The sequence below is a fragment of the Streptomyces sp. DSM 41931 genome (assembly GCF_050271085.1).
Classification (GTDB): domain Bacteria; phylum Actinomycetota; class Actinomycetes; order Streptomycetales; family Streptomycetaceae; genus Streptomyces; species Streptomyces albogriseolus.
Genome location: NZ_CP189902.1, coordinates 1,870,738 through 1,884,931 on the forward strand (window position 1 = coordinate 1,870,738; position 14,194 = coordinate 1,884,931).

Annotated in this window: 15 protein-coding genes and 1 pseudogene; 10 read left to right on the forward strand and 6 right to left on the reverse strand. The window is 71.9% G+C overall.

Features of this window, described 5'->3' with window-relative positions; translation table 11 throughout:
- Positions 1 to 19 precede the first annotated feature (19 nt).
- A complete protein-coding gene (locus ACP7TJ_RS08810; protein WP_093768019.1) occupies positions 20 to 1,054 on the forward strand; it encodes a LacI family DNA-binding transcriptional regulator in 1,035 nt (344 codons plus the stop codon).
- A 132-nt stretch (positions 1,055 to 1,186) separates the two neighbouring features.
- Positions 1,187 to 2,071 (forward strand): phosphatase PAP2 family protein, encoded by an 885-nt coding sequence (locus ACP7TJ_RS08815; protein ID WP_189910255.1) that lies wholly within the window; start codon positions 1,187 to 1,189, stop codon positions 2,069 to 2,071.
- A gap of 28 nt (positions 2,072 to 2,099) precedes the next feature.
- Here ACP7TJ_RS08815 and ACP7TJ_RS08820 read toward each other — a convergent pair whose 3' ends face one another.
- The gene (locus tag ACP7TJ_RS08820; RefSeq protein ID WP_427762706.1) at positions 2,100 to 5,102 is read right to left on the reverse strand and encodes a bifunctional [glutamine synthetase] adenylyltransferase/[glutamine synthetase]-adenylyl-L-tyrosine phosphorylase; all 3,003 of its coding nucleotides are present in this window, start codon (positions 5,100 to 5,102) and stop codon (positions 2,100 to 2,102) included.
- A gap of 173 nt (positions 5,103 to 5,275) precedes the next feature.
- Here ACP7TJ_RS08820 and ACP7TJ_RS08825 point away from each other — a divergent pair, with 173 nt between their 5' ends.
- Together ACP7TJ_RS08825 and ACP7TJ_RS08830 are read left to right on the forward strand one after the other, a co-directional pair.
- The gene (locus tag ACP7TJ_RS08825) at positions 5,276 to 5,794 is read left to right on the forward strand and encodes a pyridoxamine 5'-phosphate oxidase family protein (RefSeq protein WP_093767888.1); all 519 of its coding nucleotides are present in this window, start codon (positions 5,276 to 5,278) and stop codon (positions 5,792 to 5,794) included.
- 33 nt (positions 5,795 to 5,827) lie between these two features.
- A complete protein-coding gene (locus ACP7TJ_RS08830; protein WP_320584790.1) occupies positions 5,828 to 6,268 on the forward strand; it encodes a VOC family protein in 441 nt (146 codons plus the stop codon).
- Positions 6,269 to 6,283: 15 nt separating this feature from the next.
- Here ACP7TJ_RS08830 and ACP7TJ_RS08835 read toward each other — a convergent pair whose 3' ends face one another.
- Positions 6,284 to 6,718 carry a type II toxin-antitoxin system VapC family toxin gene (locus tag ACP7TJ_RS08835; RefSeq protein ID WP_228919918.1) on the reverse strand — a complete coding sequence of 145 codons (435 nt, stop codon included), beginning with the start codon at positions 6,716 to 6,718 and terminating at the stop codon, positions 6,284 to 6,286.
- Positions 6,715 to 6,984, reverse strand: a complete 270-nt coding sequence (locus ACP7TJ_RS08840) for a CopG family transcriptional regulator (RefSeq protein WP_093768018.1) — start codon at positions 6,982 to 6,984, stop codon at positions 6,715 to 6,717. Before ACP7TJ_RS08840 ends, ACP7TJ_RS08835 begins: the two co-directional genes overlap by 4 nt.
- Positions 6,985 to 7,077: 93 nt before the next feature.
- Between ACP7TJ_RS08840 and ACP7TJ_RS08845 the strand changes: the two genes are divergently transcribed.
- A complete protein-coding gene (locus tag ACP7TJ_RS08845) occupies positions 7,078 to 7,245 on the forward strand; it encodes a DUF397 domain-containing protein (protein WP_427762710.1) in 168 nt (55 codons plus the stop codon).
- Here the strand turns inward: ACP7TJ_RS08845 and ACP7TJ_RS08850 are convergent.
- Complete coding sequence (locus ACP7TJ_RS08850; protein WP_427767537.1) at positions 7,233 to 7,448, reverse strand: hypothetical protein; 216 nt, start codon at positions 7,446 to 7,448, stop codon at positions 7,233 to 7,235. The two genes, ACP7TJ_RS08845 and ACP7TJ_RS08850, sit on opposite strands and share 13 nt — an antisense overlap.
- Between ACP7TJ_RS08850 and ACP7TJ_RS08855 the strand changes: the two are divergent.
- The 4 genes and pseudogenes from ACP7TJ_RS08855 (at position 7,447) to ACP7TJ_RS08870 (ending at position 9,755) form a co-directional block, all read left to right on the forward strand.
- Positions 7,447 to 7,832: pseudogene (locus ACP7TJ_RS08855) on the forward strand (VOC family protein). The gene ACP7TJ_RS08850 and the pseudogene ACP7TJ_RS08855 sit on opposite strands and share 2 nt — an antisense overlap.
- Positions 7,833 to 8,024: 192 nt before the next feature.
- The gene (locus ACP7TJ_RS08860; RefSeq protein ID WP_228919922.1) at positions 8,025 to 8,636 is read left to right on the forward strand and encodes a hypothetical protein; all 612 of its coding nucleotides are present in this window, start codon (positions 8,025 to 8,027) and stop codon (positions 8,634 to 8,636) included.
- A gap of 1 nt (position 8,637) precedes the next feature.
- The gene (locus tag ACP7TJ_RS08865; RefSeq protein WP_228919924.1) at positions 8,638 to 9,066 is read left to right on the forward strand and encodes a phage holin family protein; all 429 of its coding nucleotides are present in this window, start codon (positions 8,638 to 8,640) and stop codon (positions 9,064 to 9,066) included.
- Complete coding sequence (locus tag ACP7TJ_RS08870) at positions 9,042 to 9,755, forward strand: DUF3618 domain-containing protein (RefSeq protein WP_427762712.1); 714 nt, start codon at positions 9,042 to 9,044, stop codon at positions 9,753 to 9,755. The genes ACP7TJ_RS08865 and ACP7TJ_RS08870 overlap by 25 nt, the downstream gene beginning before the upstream one ends.
- A 332-nt stretch (positions 9,756 to 10,087) precedes the next feature.
- On the opposite strand, the gene ACP7TJ_RS08875 is transcribed toward ACP7TJ_RS08870, so the two are convergent.
- Positions 10,088 to 11,635, reverse strand: coding sequence for a pectate lyase (locus ACP7TJ_RS08875; RefSeq protein WP_427762714.1), 1,548 nt, complete (start codon positions 11,633 to 11,635; stop codon positions 10,088 to 10,090).
- Positions 11,636 to 11,955: 320 nt separating this feature from the next.
- On the opposite strand from ACP7TJ_RS08875, the gene ACP7TJ_RS08880 reads away from it, so the two are divergent.
- The gene (locus tag ACP7TJ_RS08880; RefSeq protein WP_427762716.1) at positions 11,956 to 12,513 is read left to right on the forward strand and encodes a DinB family protein; all 558 of its coding nucleotides are present in this window, start codon (positions 11,956 to 11,958) and stop codon (positions 12,511 to 12,513) included.
- 96 nt (positions 12,514 to 12,609) lie between these two features.
- Here ACP7TJ_RS08880 and glnA read toward each other — a convergent pair whose 3' ends face one another.
- Positions 12,610 to 13,971 (reverse strand): type I glutamate--ammonia ligase, encoded by a 1,362-nt coding sequence (gene glnA / locus ACP7TJ_RS08885; RefSeq protein WP_427762718.1) that lies wholly within the window; start codon positions 13,969 to 13,971, stop codon positions 12,610 to 12,612.
- Positions 13,972 to 14,194 lie beyond the last annotated feature (223 nt).

The following is a 14,194-nucleotide window of genomic DNA, read 5'->3' on the forward strand; positions in this document are numbered from 1 at the left end:
GCAGATACAGTCCGGTCCTGTGACCACACGGCTTGCTGATATCGCTGCTCAGGCGGGGGTGAGCGAGGCGACCGTCAGCCGGGTCCTGAACGGGAAGCCGGGCGTCGCCGCCACCACCCGCCAGTCCGTGCTCGCCGCCCTGGACGTGCTGGGCTACGAGCGCCCGGTGCGGCTGAGGCAGCGCAGCGAGGGTCTCGTCGGGCTCATCACGCCCGAGCTGGAGAACCCGATCTTCCCGGCGCTGGCCCAGGTGATCGGGCAGGCGCTGACCCGGCAGGGCTACACCCCGGTGCTCGCCACCCAGACCCCCGGCGGCTCCACCGAGGACGAGCTGACCGAGATGCTCGTGGACCGCGGGGTCGCCGGCATCATCTACGTCTCAGGACTGCACGCCGACACCACCGCCGACATGCAGCGCTACGAGCGGCTGCGGGCGCAGGGCGTGCCGTTCGTGCTCGTGGACGGTTTCTCGCCGAAGGTGCAGGCGCCGTTCATCTCCCCCGACGACCGGGCCGCGATGGCGCTGGCCGTCACCCACCTCGCCTCCCTCGGGCACACCCGGATCGGGCTGGCGCTCGGGCCGAAGCGGTTCGTGCCGGTGCAGCGCAAGATAGAGGGCTTCGTCCGGGCCGTGCAGGAGCAGTTGGGGCTGAGCGCGGAGACGGTCGAGACGGAGCTGATCCAGCACTCGCTGTACACGCTGGAGGGCGGCCAGGCCGCGGCCAGCGCGCTGATGGACCGGGGCTGCACGGCCGTGGTGTGCGCGAGCGACATGATGGCCCTGGGCGCGATCCGTGCGGCCCGGCAGCGCGGCCTCGAGGTGCCGGACGACATCTCCGTGGTCGGCTTCGACGACTCGCCGCTGATCGCCTTCACCGACCCTCCGCTGACCACGGTCCGCAAGCCGGTCCCGGCGATGGGGCAGGCGGCGGTGCGCACGCTGCTGGAGGAGATCGGCGGAACGCCCGCGCCGCACAGCGAGTTCGTGTTCATGCCCGAGCTGGTGGTGCGCGGTTCCACGGCGTCGGCGCCCGGGGACCGCAATCGTCCGTGAGGCGGAGAGCGGGCGCCGGTGCGCCCTGCCCGGGGAGGAGCCGCAGGGCCTGCTCCCGGGGCAGAACATGCGGGTCGGACCCGCCCGGGGGATGATCTGACCAAGAGGTCTTTTCTGGCAGACTCTGTGCCCATGGGTGACTCGACCGTGACCACGCTGGAAGGCCGCGAGCCGGCCGCAGCGAGCCCCGTCGCGGAGACGGCGGGGACGGGTCGCCTGCGCCGTCTTCGCGCTCCCCGCCGGCCCCGGCTGTGGTTCGAGATCCTGCTCATCGCGGTGAGTTACGCGACGTACTCGCTCGTGCGCAACGCGGTGCCCGAGCAGCGGGCGGAGGCGTTGCGCAACGCCGATCTGATCTGGGAACTGGAGGGCCGGCTCGGCACGGCCTTCGAGGAGTCCGTCAACCACGCGGTGAACTCGGTGACGTGGCTCGTCGTCGGGATGAACTACTACTACGCCACCCTGCACTTCGTGGTGACGCTGGGCGTGCTGGTGTGGCTCTACCGCAGACACCCCGGCCGGTACGCGGCGACGCGGCTGGTCCTGTTCGTCACCACGGGCTTCGCCCTGGTCGGCTTCTACCTCTTCCCGCTCGCCCCGCCGCGGCTGATGCACGGCCAGAACTTCATCGACACCGTGCTGGTCCACCAGACCTGGGGCTCGATGGCCTCCGGCGACCTGAAGAACGTCTCCAACCAGTACGCGGCGATGCCGTCCATGCACATCGGCTGGTCGCTGTGGTGCGGGCTCACGCTCTTCGCGCTGGCCACGGTGCCGTGGGCGCGGGTGCTGGGGCTGCTGTACCCGGTGCTCACCCTGGTGGTCATCGTCGCCACCGCCAACCACTTCTGGCTGGACGCGGTCGGCGGCGTGCTGTGCCTCGCCGTCGGCTACGGCGTCGCCCACGCCTGGTACGGCCGCCGCCCTTCCGCCCTCCCCCGCCACCTCCCGGACGTCGGCACGAGACGGCCGGAGCCGGCCGCCCCGGAGCGCGTGCCCCTGCAGAAGCAGGTCTGACGCCCGGGCGTGTGTGGGGTGCGGGTGGCTACAGCCCGCCGTAGAACAGCTCCTCCACCACGCCACGGGCGCGGCGGGCCGTGCGGCGGTAGGCGTCGAGCATGTCGCCGGCGTGGCCGGGGCCGTAACCCAGGTAGCGGCCGACGGCGGCCAGCTCGCGCGGCACCGTCGGGAAGGTGTCCCCCGCCCGGCCGCGGACCAGCATCACCGCGTTGCGGACGCGGGTGGCCAGCACCCACGCCTCGTCGAGGAAGGCGGCGTCCTCCTCGGACAGCAGCCCGGCCTCGCGCGCGGCGGCCAGCGCCTCCCGTGTGCGGGTCGTCCGCAGCCCCGGCACCTCGGCGCCGTGCCGCAGCTGGAGCAGCTGCACCGTCCACTCCACGTCGGACAGCCCGCCCGGCCCCAGCTTGGCGTGCAGCTTGGGGTCGGCGCCGCGCGGCAGCCGCTCTGCCTCCATACGGGCCTTCAGCCGCCGGATCTCCCGGACCGCGTCCTCCTCAAGACCTCCGGCCGGGTACCGCAGCGGGTCGATCAGCTCCACGAAGCGGCGGCCCAGGTCCTCGTCCCCGGCGACGGGCTCGGCCCGCAGCAGGGCGTGCCGCTCCCACACCAGCGCCCAGCGCCGGTAGTACGCCTCGTAGGAGCCGAGGGTGCGCACCAGCGGGCCCGACTTGCCCTCCGGGCGCAGGTCGGCGTCGATCAGCAGCGGCGGGTCGGCGCTGGGCGCCTGGAGCAGCCGGCGCATCTCCGCGACCACCTTGTTCGCGGCCTCGGACGCCTCCCGCTCGCCCACGCCGTCGCGCGGCTCGTGCACGAACAGGACGTCCGCGTCGGAGCCGTAGCCCAGCTCGTGCCCGCCGAAGCGGCCCATGCCGATGACCGCGAACCGGGTGGGCAGGGTGTCCCCCCAGCCCTCGCGGACCACCGCGCGGAGCGTGCCGGCGAGGGTGGCGGCGGTCAGGTCGGACACCGCGCCGCCCACCAGGTCCACCAGGGCGCCCTGGTCGGCCTCGGCGGGCTGCGACTCGGTGCCGTAGGAGCCGACGATGTCGGCGGCGGCGGTGCGGAACAGCTCGCGGCGGCGCACCCCGCGGGCGGCGGTGACGCCCTGGACGGCGTTGTCGGCGCGGCGGACCGCGGCGAGGACCTCCTGCTCCAGGGCAGCGCGGGAGCGCGGGGCGAGGCCGCCGCCGTCCCCGTCGCCGAGCAGCGCGACCGCCTCGGGGGCGCGCATCAGCAGGTCGGGGGCGAGCCGCCCGGCGGACAGCACCCGGGCGAGGTTCTCCGCGGCGGCGCCCTCGTCACGCAGCAGCCGCAGGTACCAGGGGGTCTTGCCGAGGGCGTCGGAGACCTTGCGGAAGTTCAGCAGGCCGGCGTCGGGGTCGGCGGAGTCCGCGAACCAGCCGAGCAGCACCGGCAGCAGGGTCCGCTGGATCGCGGCCTTGCGGGTGACGCCGGAGGCGAGGGCCTCCAGGTGGCGCAGGGCCGCGGCGGGGTCGGCGTAGCCGAGGGCGACCATGCGTTCGCGGGCGGCCTCCGCGCTGAGCCGGGCCTCGCCGGGGGCGAGCGCGGCGACGGCGTCGAGCAGCGGCCGGTAGAACAGCTTCTCGTGCAGCCGCCGCACCACGGTGGTGTGGCGCCGCCACTCACGGGTCAGTTCGGCGACCGGGTCGGTGCGCAGGCCCAGGGAACGGCCGAGGCGGCGCAGGTCCGCCTCGGCCTCGGGGACCAGGTGGGTGCGGCGCAGCCGGTGGAGCTGGATGCGGTGCTCCAGGGATCGCAGGAAGCGGTACGCCTCGTCGAGCTGGGCGGCGTCCGCGCGGCCGACGTAGCCGCCGGCGGCGAGGGCCTTGAGCGCGTCGAGGGTGGTGCCGCTGCGCAGGGAGGCGTCGGCGCGGCCGTGCACCAGCTGGAGGAGCTGCACGGCGAACTCGACGTCCCTGAGTCCGCCGGGGCCGAGCTTGAGCTGGCGCTCGACCTCGGCGGCGGGGATGTTCGCCACGACCCGGCGGCGCATCTCCTGCACGTCGGCGACGAAGTTCTCCCGCTCGGCGGCCTGCCACACCAGCGGCCGGAGGGCGGTCGTGTACTCCTCGCCGAGCGCGAGGTCGCCGGCGACCGGGCGGGCCTTGAGCAGCGCCTGGAACTCCCAGGTCTTGGCCCAGCGCTGGTAGTAGGCGAGGTGGGAGGCGAGGGTGCGGACCAGCGGGCCGTTGCGGCCCTCGGGGCGGAGGTTGGCGTCGACGGGCCAGATGGAGCCCTCGACGGTGGTCTCCGAGCAGATCCGCATCATGTGCGAGGCGAGCCGGGTCGCGGCGCGCAGCGCCTTGCCCTCGTCGGCGTCGCCGGCCGCCTCGCCGACGAAGATGACGTCGACGTCGGACACGTAGTTCAGCTCGTGGCCGCCGCACTTGCCCATCGCGATCACCGCGAGCCGGCACAGCGCGGCGTCCTCGGGCGCGGCGGCCGCGGCCAGGGCGAGGGCCGCGCGCAGGGTCGCGGTGGCGAGGTCGGCGAGTTCGGCGGCGGTCTGGGAGACGTCGACGGTGCCGCACACGTCGCGGGCGGCGATGGACAGCAGGCAGCGGCGGTAGGAGACGCGCAGGGCCACCGGGTCGGCGGCGTCGGCGAGGCCGCGTTCGAACTCCTCGACGCCGGGGTGCAGGTCGCGCGGCTCGTAGGTGACGAGGGCCTTCCAGTCCCGGGGGTGCCGGGCCAGGTGCTCGGCGAGCGCCTCGGAGGCGCCGAGCACCCCGAGGAGGCGGTCGCGCAGCGGCTTGGCCGCTATCACCGTGTCCAGCAGCTCCTGGCGGTCGGTGGCGCCGTCCTGCGCCTCCAGCAGCCGCACCAGGCCGTGCAGGGCGAGGTCGGGGTCGGCGGTGCCGCCGAGGGCGTCCAGCAGCACGGGGTCGTTGCGGACGGTCGCCAGCTCGGGGCTGTCGAGGAGGCGTTCGGCGGCCGACGGATCGGTGAAGCCGTGCCGCAGCAGCCGCGTGAAGATACTGCTCCTGCGCCCCGGCGCCGACGTCATCCCCGGCCTCCCTCGTGCCTCGGTTCAGGGTCGTACGGTCGTACGGCCCTGAGCCTAACCGGAGGACGCGATCACGGCCCTGGGGCGGCCCGCGGTGAATTCCGGGGCCGGACGGGGTCTGATGAGGAGACCGCGGTCCCGCGGTGCGTCCTTCCGACCGTCCAGGAGTTCCCATGACCGGCGTTCCCGACACCCCCGTGGGCCGTCTCGACCCGCGTTACAGCGACCCGACGGCCGGGGCGCCGCCTTGGACGGAGGTGGAGCGGCTGATCGCGGAGGCGGAGCTGTTCTGGATCTCCACGGTCCGTCCCGACGGCCGGCCGCACGTCACCCCGCTCCCGGCGGTCTGGTCGGCCGGCGCGCTGCACTTCTGCACCGGGCCGGAGGAGCGCAAGGCCCGCAACCTGGCGGAGAACCCGCACGTCGTGCTGACCACCGGCGTCAACACCTGGGCGGAGGGCTACGACGTGGTCGTGGAGGGCCGTGCGGAGCGCGTCGCGGACGACGCGCGGCTGCGCGGGCTGGCCGCGCTGTGGGAGGAGAAGTACGGCGACTTCTGGCGCTTCGAGGTGCGGGACGGCCATTTCCACCACGGGCCGGGCCGGGCTGTGGTGTTCTCGGTGGCGCCGCACACCGTTTTCGGATTCGGTAAGGGAGAGCCGTTCAGCCAGACCCGGTGGCGGTTCGCCTGACGCGGTACCCCGACGAAGGAGCCGGAGGCTCTCATGTTCATGACCCTCGAAGTGATCCCGCTGCCGGTGAGCGACATCGACCGCGCCCGGGACTTCTACCGGGACAAGGTCGGCTTCCACGTCGACATCGACGAGGAGGTCATGCCGGGCATGCGCATCGTCCAGCTGACCCCGCCGGGTTCGGGCTGCTCGATCGCCCTCGGCGAGACCCTCTGGGAGATGACCCCCGGCCCCACCCCGTCCCCCGGCGCCTACCAGGGCCTCCAGCTCGTCGTCGCGGACATCGAGAAGGCCCACGCGGACCTGGTCGCGCGCGGCCTGGACGTCTCCGAACCGGTCCGGTACTCGGAGGCCGACGGCGCCACCTTCATGTACTTCACGGACCCGGACGGCAACGGCTGGGCGGTGCAGGAGTACCGCCGCCGCGCGACGGAACCGCTGCACAAGCTCCTGTCGGAGCAGGCGGGGGCCTGACTCGTCGACGAGCGGTCAGAGATCGTCGGGGAGGATCCGGAAGCAGGAGTATCGGCCCCCCGTGGGACGCAACGCCCGGAAGTCCCTGTCTCTGGTGAGGATGGCGTCCGTGCCGTATTCGGCGGCGAGAGCAACGTTGACCGAATCCACCAGGTCCAGATCCATTGACGCGTACCGGGCCCGGACGGCCAGCGCGGCTTCCATGACCTCCGGAGTCGGCGGAGCCAGGACCAGCCGCATTTGCCGGACGCGTTCGGTGAGGGAACGAACGATCGCGTCGGCAGCCCCTCGCCCGGCGCGGCTGGTGGCCACCTGGTGTACCTCGGTGAGCGCGAGCGGGGTGGCGACAAGGAAGCCGCACTGGTCAGCGGCCTTCCTGACAGCGTGGTGATCCGGGTCGGACCGGTTGAACAGGGTGAGAATGCCGGACGTGTCGGCGACGGCGATCACGCAGCGTTGCCCTGGTTCCGGCGCTCGCGCTCCTCATACCCTCGAGTCACTGCCGAACGGATTTCGTCCTTGTCCACGGAACCGCCGAGGTCGAAGGTCTCCTCGTCGGAGACGAACGGCTCGTCCCACACACGGTGGGCCAAAGCGATGCGGTGGATGCCCTCGCGGATTATCTCCGCTTCCGACACCCCCAGACGGGCCGCCGCCTCCTTGATCAGGAGCAGGTCGCTGTCATCCGCGTAGACATTGGTGCGCTTCAGAGCCATGCCGCCATGGTACAGGACCTGTACCATGGCGGCTTTCATCGAGGGCCTCCTCACCCAATCGCGGGCCTTCATCGAGCAGATGCTTGGAGAGTCATGACCCACACCCCTGAGCGGGACGCTCCGGCACTGCCGTGGTTCCGGAGCAGCTACAGCAGCAGCGGGGACGGAAACGGCTGCGTGGAGGTCGCGATAACCCCCGGTACCGTCCACGCCCGCAACTCCAAAGCCCCCGACGGCCCCCGGGTGCGTCAGCTCGCGTAGGTCTCGTACTCGGCGACCTTCGGGGTGCCGGACGAACCGGTGATCTCGAGGGTGATCTTCTTCAGCGAGGTCCTGCGCACCAGCCCGTGCAGGGTGAGGTCGGGATCGGCGGTGGCGCCGAGGGCGTCCAGCAGCACGGGGCCGTTGCGGACGGTCGTCGGCTCGGGGGCTGTCGAGGAGGCGTTCGGCGGCCGAGCTCCCATGGACATGACCCTGGAAGTGATCCCGCTGCCGGTGAGCGACATCGACCGCGCCCGGGACTTCTATCGGGACAAGGTCGGCCATCGTCCGGCTGACCCCGCCCGGCTCCGGCTGCTCGATCGCCCTCGGCGACACCCTCTGGGAGACCGCCCCGGGCCCCACCCCGGCCCCCGGCGCCTATCAGGGCAGCCGACATCGAGAAGGCGCACGCGGAGTTCGTCTCATGCGGCCTGGAGATCTCCGAACCGGTCCGCTACGCCGACGCCGACGCCGCCACGTTCATGCTGTCCCGCGAGCGGTCACGCTCCCCTCGCAGGCGGGAGCGGCACCGCTCCCCTCGCAGGCGCGCGCCCGCGCACGGCCGCCTCACGGAACGTCTGCAGTGAATCCCCTCGATATGTGTCAGATCACCCCAAATGGCCACCCGTGTAACAACGGACGGCCACGTGTGCGGCCCGGGACGCGATCTCGGTCCACACCGGGCCCACGGGGGCACGGGCCGCACGCACCCAGTCGATGAGGGGAACACGCCGATGAGTGAGTCCGTACGAACCGGCCCCGCCGGCACCGGGGAGAAAGTGAAAGCAGAGACCTCCGCGACGGCAGGACAGGCCAAGCAGGCCGCCGGACAGGTCGCCGGGACCGCGGCGGAGCAGGCACGTGCCGTCGTGGGCGAGGCACGGGAACAGGCCGGCACGGTCGTCCAGGACCTGCGGACCCGCGCCGTCGAGGAGGCGGACGGGCAGACCCGGCGGGCTGCCGGCACGCTGCGGCAGTGGGCGACCGACCTCACCGAGCTGGCCGCGCACGCCGAAAGCGACTCCCCCGCCCGCAGCCTGGCGGTCAGGGCGGGAGACAGGGGACAGCGGGCGGCCGACTATCTGGAGCGCCAAGGTGTCGAGGGCATCGTCGCCGACCTGCAGAGCTTCGCCCGACGGCGTCCCGGCGCCTTCCTCGGCGGCGCGCTGCTGGCCGGGCTGGCCGTGGGACGTCTGGCGAAGGTGACGCAGGCGGCTTCGCAGTCGAACGGAAACGGCACGGCCCAGGTCGGCGCGGCGCCGGGTGAGGGCGAGCTGACGCCGCCGGTCGGTCCGGCACCGGTCGGGACGGCACCGCCCGCGCCGTCCGCTCCACCGAGCCTGGGCACGCCGTCCGCCGGCACCCCGGGCCGTGCCTTCCCGGAGGCATGAGATGGCCACGATGTCACCCCTGTCCCGGGTTCGCACGGCCGAGCCCGCGGTCCGCGAGGAGTCCACCGGCCAGTTGCTGTCCGACATCACCTCCGACCTTCAGACGCTCTTCCGTCAGGAGCTGGAGCTGGCCAAGGCCGAGCTCAAGGAGGAGGGCATCAAGGCCGGCAAGGCTGCCGGGATGTTCGGCGGCGCCGGTTTCGCCGGCTACATGGTCCTGCTGTTCCTGTCGCTGGCGGCCGTGTTCGGCCTGGCCCAGGTGATGGACGAGGGATGGGCCGCGCTGATCGTCGCCGCGCTGTGGGCGATCGCCGCGGCCGTGCTGTTCCAGAAGGGCCGCGCGGGGATGCGAACCGTCTCACCGAAGCCCGAGTACACCGTCCAGACGCTGAAGGAGAACGCGGAATGGGCACGTCACCCGACCAAATGAGGGCCGAGATAGCGGCCACGCGGAACCAGTTGACCGCGGACGTGGACCGGCTCGCCGACCGTGCCAGCCCGCGCCGCATGGCCCACCGTCGCAAGGCGAGGGTGCGCCGTACGGTGACGGGCGTGCGTGACCGCGTCATGGGCACGGCCTCGAACACGGCACACGGCATGGCCGGCAGTGCCCGGTCGGCGGCCGACTCGATGCAGTCGGCGGCGGGCTCGGCGGCCGGCACCGTCCAGGAGGGCACCGAGCGCGCGGCCGACACGGCGCGCGAGGTCGCCGAACAGGCCGGACAGGCCGTCCAGCAGACGCCCGAGATGGCCCGGCGTCAGACGCAGGGCAACCCGATGGCCGCCGGGCTGGTCGCCTTCGGTCTCGGCTTGCTGGCCGGCTCGATGGTGCCCGCCTCCGAGAAGGAGCAGCAGAAGGCGTCCGAGCTGATGGAGCGCGGCGCCGAAGCGCTGGAACCGGTGAAGGAGGCGGCCACGGAGTCGGCCCAGCATCTGAAGGAGGGAGCCACGGAGGCGACCCGGAGCGCGGCCATGGAGGTCAAGGACACCGCCCAGCAGGCGGCCCGCACCACCCAGGACGAGGCACGAGACCAGGCCGGCCAGGTCACCGAGCAGGCGCGGGATTCCGGTCGCACCCTCAAGGACGAGGCCCGGAACCGCTCCGGCCCGGCCGGCTGAGACCGGCATACCACGGAGCAAGGGTCTGCCCCCGGCCGCGCGGCCGGGGGCAGACCTTCGGCCCGGCACGTCACCGGGCGCGGATGCTCGGTGGCGTACCGGGCCGATGCCGAATGGGCGCCGGCGTCGGGCCGTCCGGGTCAGAGAACGAAGATCAGGATGAGGATCAGCGTGGCGACCATGCTGATGGCCAACGACCCGAGACAGCCGACGCGGTTGCTGAAGAAGAAAAACATGCACTCCGGGTACCCCGTCGCACCTCCTGACGCAGACGCGTCGGAAAGCCGGCGCCTGCCGGGGGCCGCCTCCATCGCGGCCGCCCCCGGGGGCGGTCAGCTCGCGTACGTCTCGAACTCCGCGATGCGCGGGGTGCCCGAGGCGTTGGTGATCTCGAAGGTGATCTTCTTCAGCGAGGTCGGGGCGAACCCGATGACGCCCGCTCCGCTGCCGGAGCCCAGCACCGCACCGGTGTCGTGGTTGACGACGCGGTACGCGCCGATGGTGCCGGAGCCGGAGGCCAGGCGGATGTTGACCTTCGACACGGTGGTGGCGGAACCCCACTTCACCGAGACCGAGCCGGTCGAGCCGGACGGCGACCAGTACGTGCCCGTGTTGCCGTCGACCACGTTGCCGTAGCTGGTGCCGGAGGCCTTGGAGGAACCGTCCGCACCCGCGCCGAGGCTCAGGTTGGTGCCGGCCGGCGGGTCGGTGGGACCGGGGTCGGTCGGCTCACCCGGGTCCGTCGGGCCGGGGTCGGTCGGGTCGGGGCTCTGCGGGGTGCAACTGCCGTCCGACACCTTCAGGCCCTTGTTCGCGCCCGCCGTCTGCGCCACCACGTTCGGCACGCAGTTCGCCCCGTCGAGGGTGAAGCCGTACGGGATGCTCACGGACGTGTTCGACGTCGGGTTGGGACCGGCCGGATTGTGGTCGCCGCTGCGCGAGGACCAGGTGACGTTGTCGAAGACGTTGCCGCTGACCTGCCAGTAGCCGGCCGCGTCGGTGTAGAAGGTGCCGAGGACGTCCTTGGAGTCCTCGAAGTAGTTGTTGTCCACCTTGGCGCGGGCGCCGGCGCGGGAGTTGATGCCGGACTCGTTCAGCCGCTTGTAGTGGTTGTTGTACATGTGCGCTATGCCGCCGCGCAGCAGGGGCGCTCGGGAGTCGATGTTCTCGTACAGGTTGTGGTGGAACGTGACGTACCCGTTGGAGGTGTCGCTCTCGCTGGAGCCGATGAGGCCGCCGCGCCCGGAGTTGCGCAGGATGCTGTACGACAGCGTCACGTACTGGGTGTTGTCCTTCATGTCGAACAGGCCGTCGTAGCCCTCGGACTCACCGCCGGACGCCTCCAGCGTGACATGGTCCACCCAGACGTTCCTGACACCGCTTTCCATGCCGATGGCGTCGCCGCCGTTCGACGTGGGCGAGCCGGACTTCTTGACGTTCCGGACGGTCACGTTCTGGATGATGATGTTCCTGGACTCCCGGATGTGGATGCCCAGCTGGTCGAAGACCGCGCCGTTGCCGACGCCGACGATGGTGACGTTGCTGATCTGCTTGAGCTCGATCACGCCGGCCGCGGTGTTGCAGCTGCTGCCGGACACCTTGGCGGTGTTGCCGTGGTTGATGGTGCCCTCGACCTGGATGGTGATCGGGGTCGAGCTGCTGGCCCGGCTGCAGAGGGCCTGGTGGATGGCGGTGCCGGTGGTGGCGCGGACCGTCTGCCCGCCCGCCCCGCCGGTGGTCCCGCCGTTCTGGGTCGCGTAGCCGGTGACCCCTCCGGCGGCGGCGGATGCGGTGGTCGTGGACAGCGCCACGCCGGTGGCGGCCGTCAGGGCTCCGGCGGCCAGTAACGCGGAGAGCCGCACGGCGACTGCTCGTCTCATGGTCGTCTCGCCTTTCGTCGTTCACTGTCACGGTTGCTGTCAGGGGCATGTCAGTGGAACCGATGAGGGAGGGCGGGGGTGGGCCTCACCCATCGATGCGAGAAAGCGCTTTCTGTCTGTGTGTCGCGACAGTAGAGGCGCGACCGCGGGCTGGCAAGGTCCCGTGCGAGAACGGAGCGGGGTCTTCCGAATCACGGTGCGGAGGGGCCGCCGCACTAGGACGTGATCCGACCTACATGGCTCCTAACGTGTCTCTCGTCGCGCCGGACCGAACGGCACGGAACGACGAAGCGGATCACCGAACCGACGAAGGCGGAGCCATGACCGTGAACCAGCCGACCACCGACCAGTCCGCCGAGGCCCCCGCCGTCACGGGTGAGCACGCCGACCTGCTGAGGACGCTCGCCGAGCACCGGCGCTTCCTGCGGTTCACCACGCGTGACCTCACCGACGAGCAGGCGGGCCTGCGGACGACGAAGAGCGCGCTGTGCCTCGGCGGCCTGATCAAGCACGTCACCTCGATGGAGCGGACCTGGGTGCGCTTCATCCTGGAGGGCCCGTCGGCGATGCCGGACTTCACGGAGATGACGGAGGAGGACTTCGCGCGCCGGGAGGCCGAGTTCCAGATGCAGCCCGGTGAGACGCTGGCCGGCGTCCTGGAGGCCTACGCGGAGGTGGCCCGCCACACGGAGGAGGTCGTCGCCGGCCTGCCCGACCTGAACGCGTCGTGGCCGCTGCCGAAGGCCCCGTGGTTCGAGGGCCGGCCCGAGTGGAGCGCGCGGAGGGTGCTGCTGCACATCATCGCCGAGACGGCCCAGCACGCGGGCCACGCGGACATCATCCGGGAGTCGCTGGACGGGGCGAAGACGATGGGGTGACGACCCGAGCCGTCGAAGAGGCGAACGGGGCCGGCGGTCGTCGACCGCCGGCCCCGTGGCCTCTGTTCGGCGGAGGGTGCGGGCCTCAGCCCGCGCTCACAGCACCGGCAGCAGGTTCTTCAGCTCGAACGCCGTGACCTCCGACCGGTAGGCCTCCCACTCCTGCTTCTTGTTGCGGAGGAAGAAGTCGAAGACGTGCTCGCCGAGGGTCTCGGCGGCCAGGTCGCTGCGTTCCATCAGGGTGAGCGCTTCGCCCAGGTTCTGCGGGAGCGGCTCGATGCCCAGGGCGCGGCGTTCCGCGTCGGAGAGGGCCCAGACGTCGTCCTCGGCGCCCGGCGGGAGCTCGTAGCCATCCTCGATGCCCTTGAGGCCGGCCGCGAGGAGCAGGGCGTAGGCCAGGTAGGGGTTGGCGCCGGCGTCGAGGGAGCGGACCTCCACGCGGGCCGAGCCGGTCTTGCCGGGCTTGTACATGGGCACGCGGACCAGGGCCGAGCGGTTGTTGTGGCCCCAGCAGATGTACGAGGGGGCCTCGCCGCCCGCGCCGGCCGTGCGCTCGCTGCCGCCCCAGATGCGCTTGTAGGAGTTGACCCACTGGTTGGTGACGGCGGAGATCTCCGCCGCGTGCCGCAGCAGGCCCGCGATGAAGGAGCGGCCCACCTTGGAGAGCTGGTACTCCGCGCCGGACTCGTAGAAGGCGTTACGGTCGCCCTCGAAGAGGGAGAGGTGGGTGTGCATGCCCGAGCCGGGGTGCTCGGAGAACGGCTTCGGCATGAACGTCGCCTGCACGCCCTGCTCCAGCGCGACCTGCTTCATGACCAGGCGGAACGTCATGATGTTGTCCGCCGTGGACAGCGCGTCCGCGTAGCGCAGGTCGATCTCCTGCTGGCCGGGGGCGCCCTCGTGGTGGGAGAACTCCACCGAGATGCCCATCGACTCCAGCATGGTGATCGCCTGGCGGCGGAAGTCCATGCCGACGTTCTGCGGGGTGTGGTCGAAGTAGCCGGAGTTGTCCGCCGGGGTCGGGCGGCTGCCGTCGACCGGCTTGTCCTTCAGCAGGAAGAACTCGATCTCCGGGTGGGTGTAGAAGGTGAAGCCCAGGTCGGAGGTGCGGGCGAGGGCGCGCTTGAGGACGTAGCGCGGGTCCGCGAAGGACGGGGAGCCGTCCGGCATGAGGATGTCGCAGAACATCCGGGCGGTGCCGGGCGCCTCGGCGCGCCAGGGCAGGATCTGGAACGTCGACGGGTCCGGCTTGGCGATCATGTCGGACTCGTGCACGCGGGCGAAGCCCTCGATGGCGGAGCCGTCGAAGCCGATGCCCTCGTCGAAGGCCTGCTCGAGCTCGGCCGGGGCGACGGCCACGGACTTGAGGAAGCCCAGGACGTCGGTGAACCACAGGCGTACGAACCGGATGTCGCGCTCCTCCAACGTCCGGAGCACGAACTCCTGCTGCTTGTCCATCTTCCGCTTCCCCATTCCTGCCGGTCAGGCCGCCCGTTCCTCCCGGTCCACGGGAGACGGTCCGGCACTCGTGCATCCCACCACACCAGCGTTTCACACACGTTGCCGGGCCCGGTCGGGCGACCGGCCGCGGACTGAACCGCCGGGGCCGTCGGACGCACGGCTCCTGGGTTCATCCTGCCCGGTCGGAGCGGCCGCCACGACAGCGGGCGGACTCCGGATC

What these genes read in the sequence shown, in the direction of transcription:
- ACP7TJ_RS08815 (WP_189910255.1), top strand. Translation starts at nt 1,187, where the DNA reads ATGGGTGACTCGACCGTGACCACGCTGGAAGGCCGCGAGCCGGCCGCA.
- ACP7TJ_RS08820 (WP_427762706.1), bottom strand. Translation starts at nt 5,102, where the DNA reads ATGACGTCGGCGCCGGGGCGCAGGAGCAGTATCTTCACGCGGCTGCTG.
- ACP7TJ_RS08825 (WP_093767888.1), top strand. Translation starts at nt 5,276, where the DNA reads ATGACCGGCGTTCCCGACACCCCCGTGGGCCGTCTCGACCCGCGTTAC.
- ACP7TJ_RS08830 (WP_320584790.1), top strand. Translation starts at nt 5,828, where the DNA reads ATGTTCATGACCCTCGAAGTGATCCCGCTGCCGGTGAGCGACATCGAC.
- ACP7TJ_RS08840 (WP_093768018.1), bottom strand. Translation starts at nt 6,984, where the DNA reads ATGGCTCTGAAGCGCACCAATGTCTACGCGGATGACAGCGACCTGCTC.
- ACP7TJ_RS08845 (WP_427762710.1), top strand. Translation starts at nt 7,078, where the DNA reads ATGACCCACACCCCTGAGCGGGACGCTCCGGCACTGCCGTGGTTCCGG.
- ACP7TJ_RS08850 (WP_427767537.1), bottom strand. Translation starts at nt 7,448, where the DNA reads ATGGGAGCTCGGCCGCCGAACGCCTCCTCGACAGCCCCCGAGCCGACG.
- ACP7TJ_RS08865 (WP_228919924.1), top strand. Translation starts at nt 8,638, where the DNA reads ATGGCCACGATGTCACCCCTGTCCCGGGTTCGCACGGCCGAGCCCGCG.
- ACP7TJ_RS08870 (WP_427762712.1), top strand. Translation starts at nt 9,042, where the DNA reads ATGGGCACGTCACCCGACCAAATGAGGGCCGAGATAGCGGCCACGCGG.
- ACP7TJ_RS08875 (WP_427762714.1), bottom strand. Translation starts at nt 11,635, where the DNA reads ATGAGACGAGCAGTCGCCGTGCGGCTCTCCGCGTTACTGGCCGCCGGA.
- ACP7TJ_RS08880 (WP_427762716.1), top strand. Translation starts at nt 11,956, where the DNA reads ATGACCGTGAACCAGCCGACCACCGACCAGTCCGCCGAGGCCCCCGCC.
- glnA (WP_427762718.1), bottom strand. Translation starts at nt 13,971, where the DNA reads ATGGACAAGCAGCAGGAGTTCGTGCTCCGGACGTTGGAGGAGCGCGAC.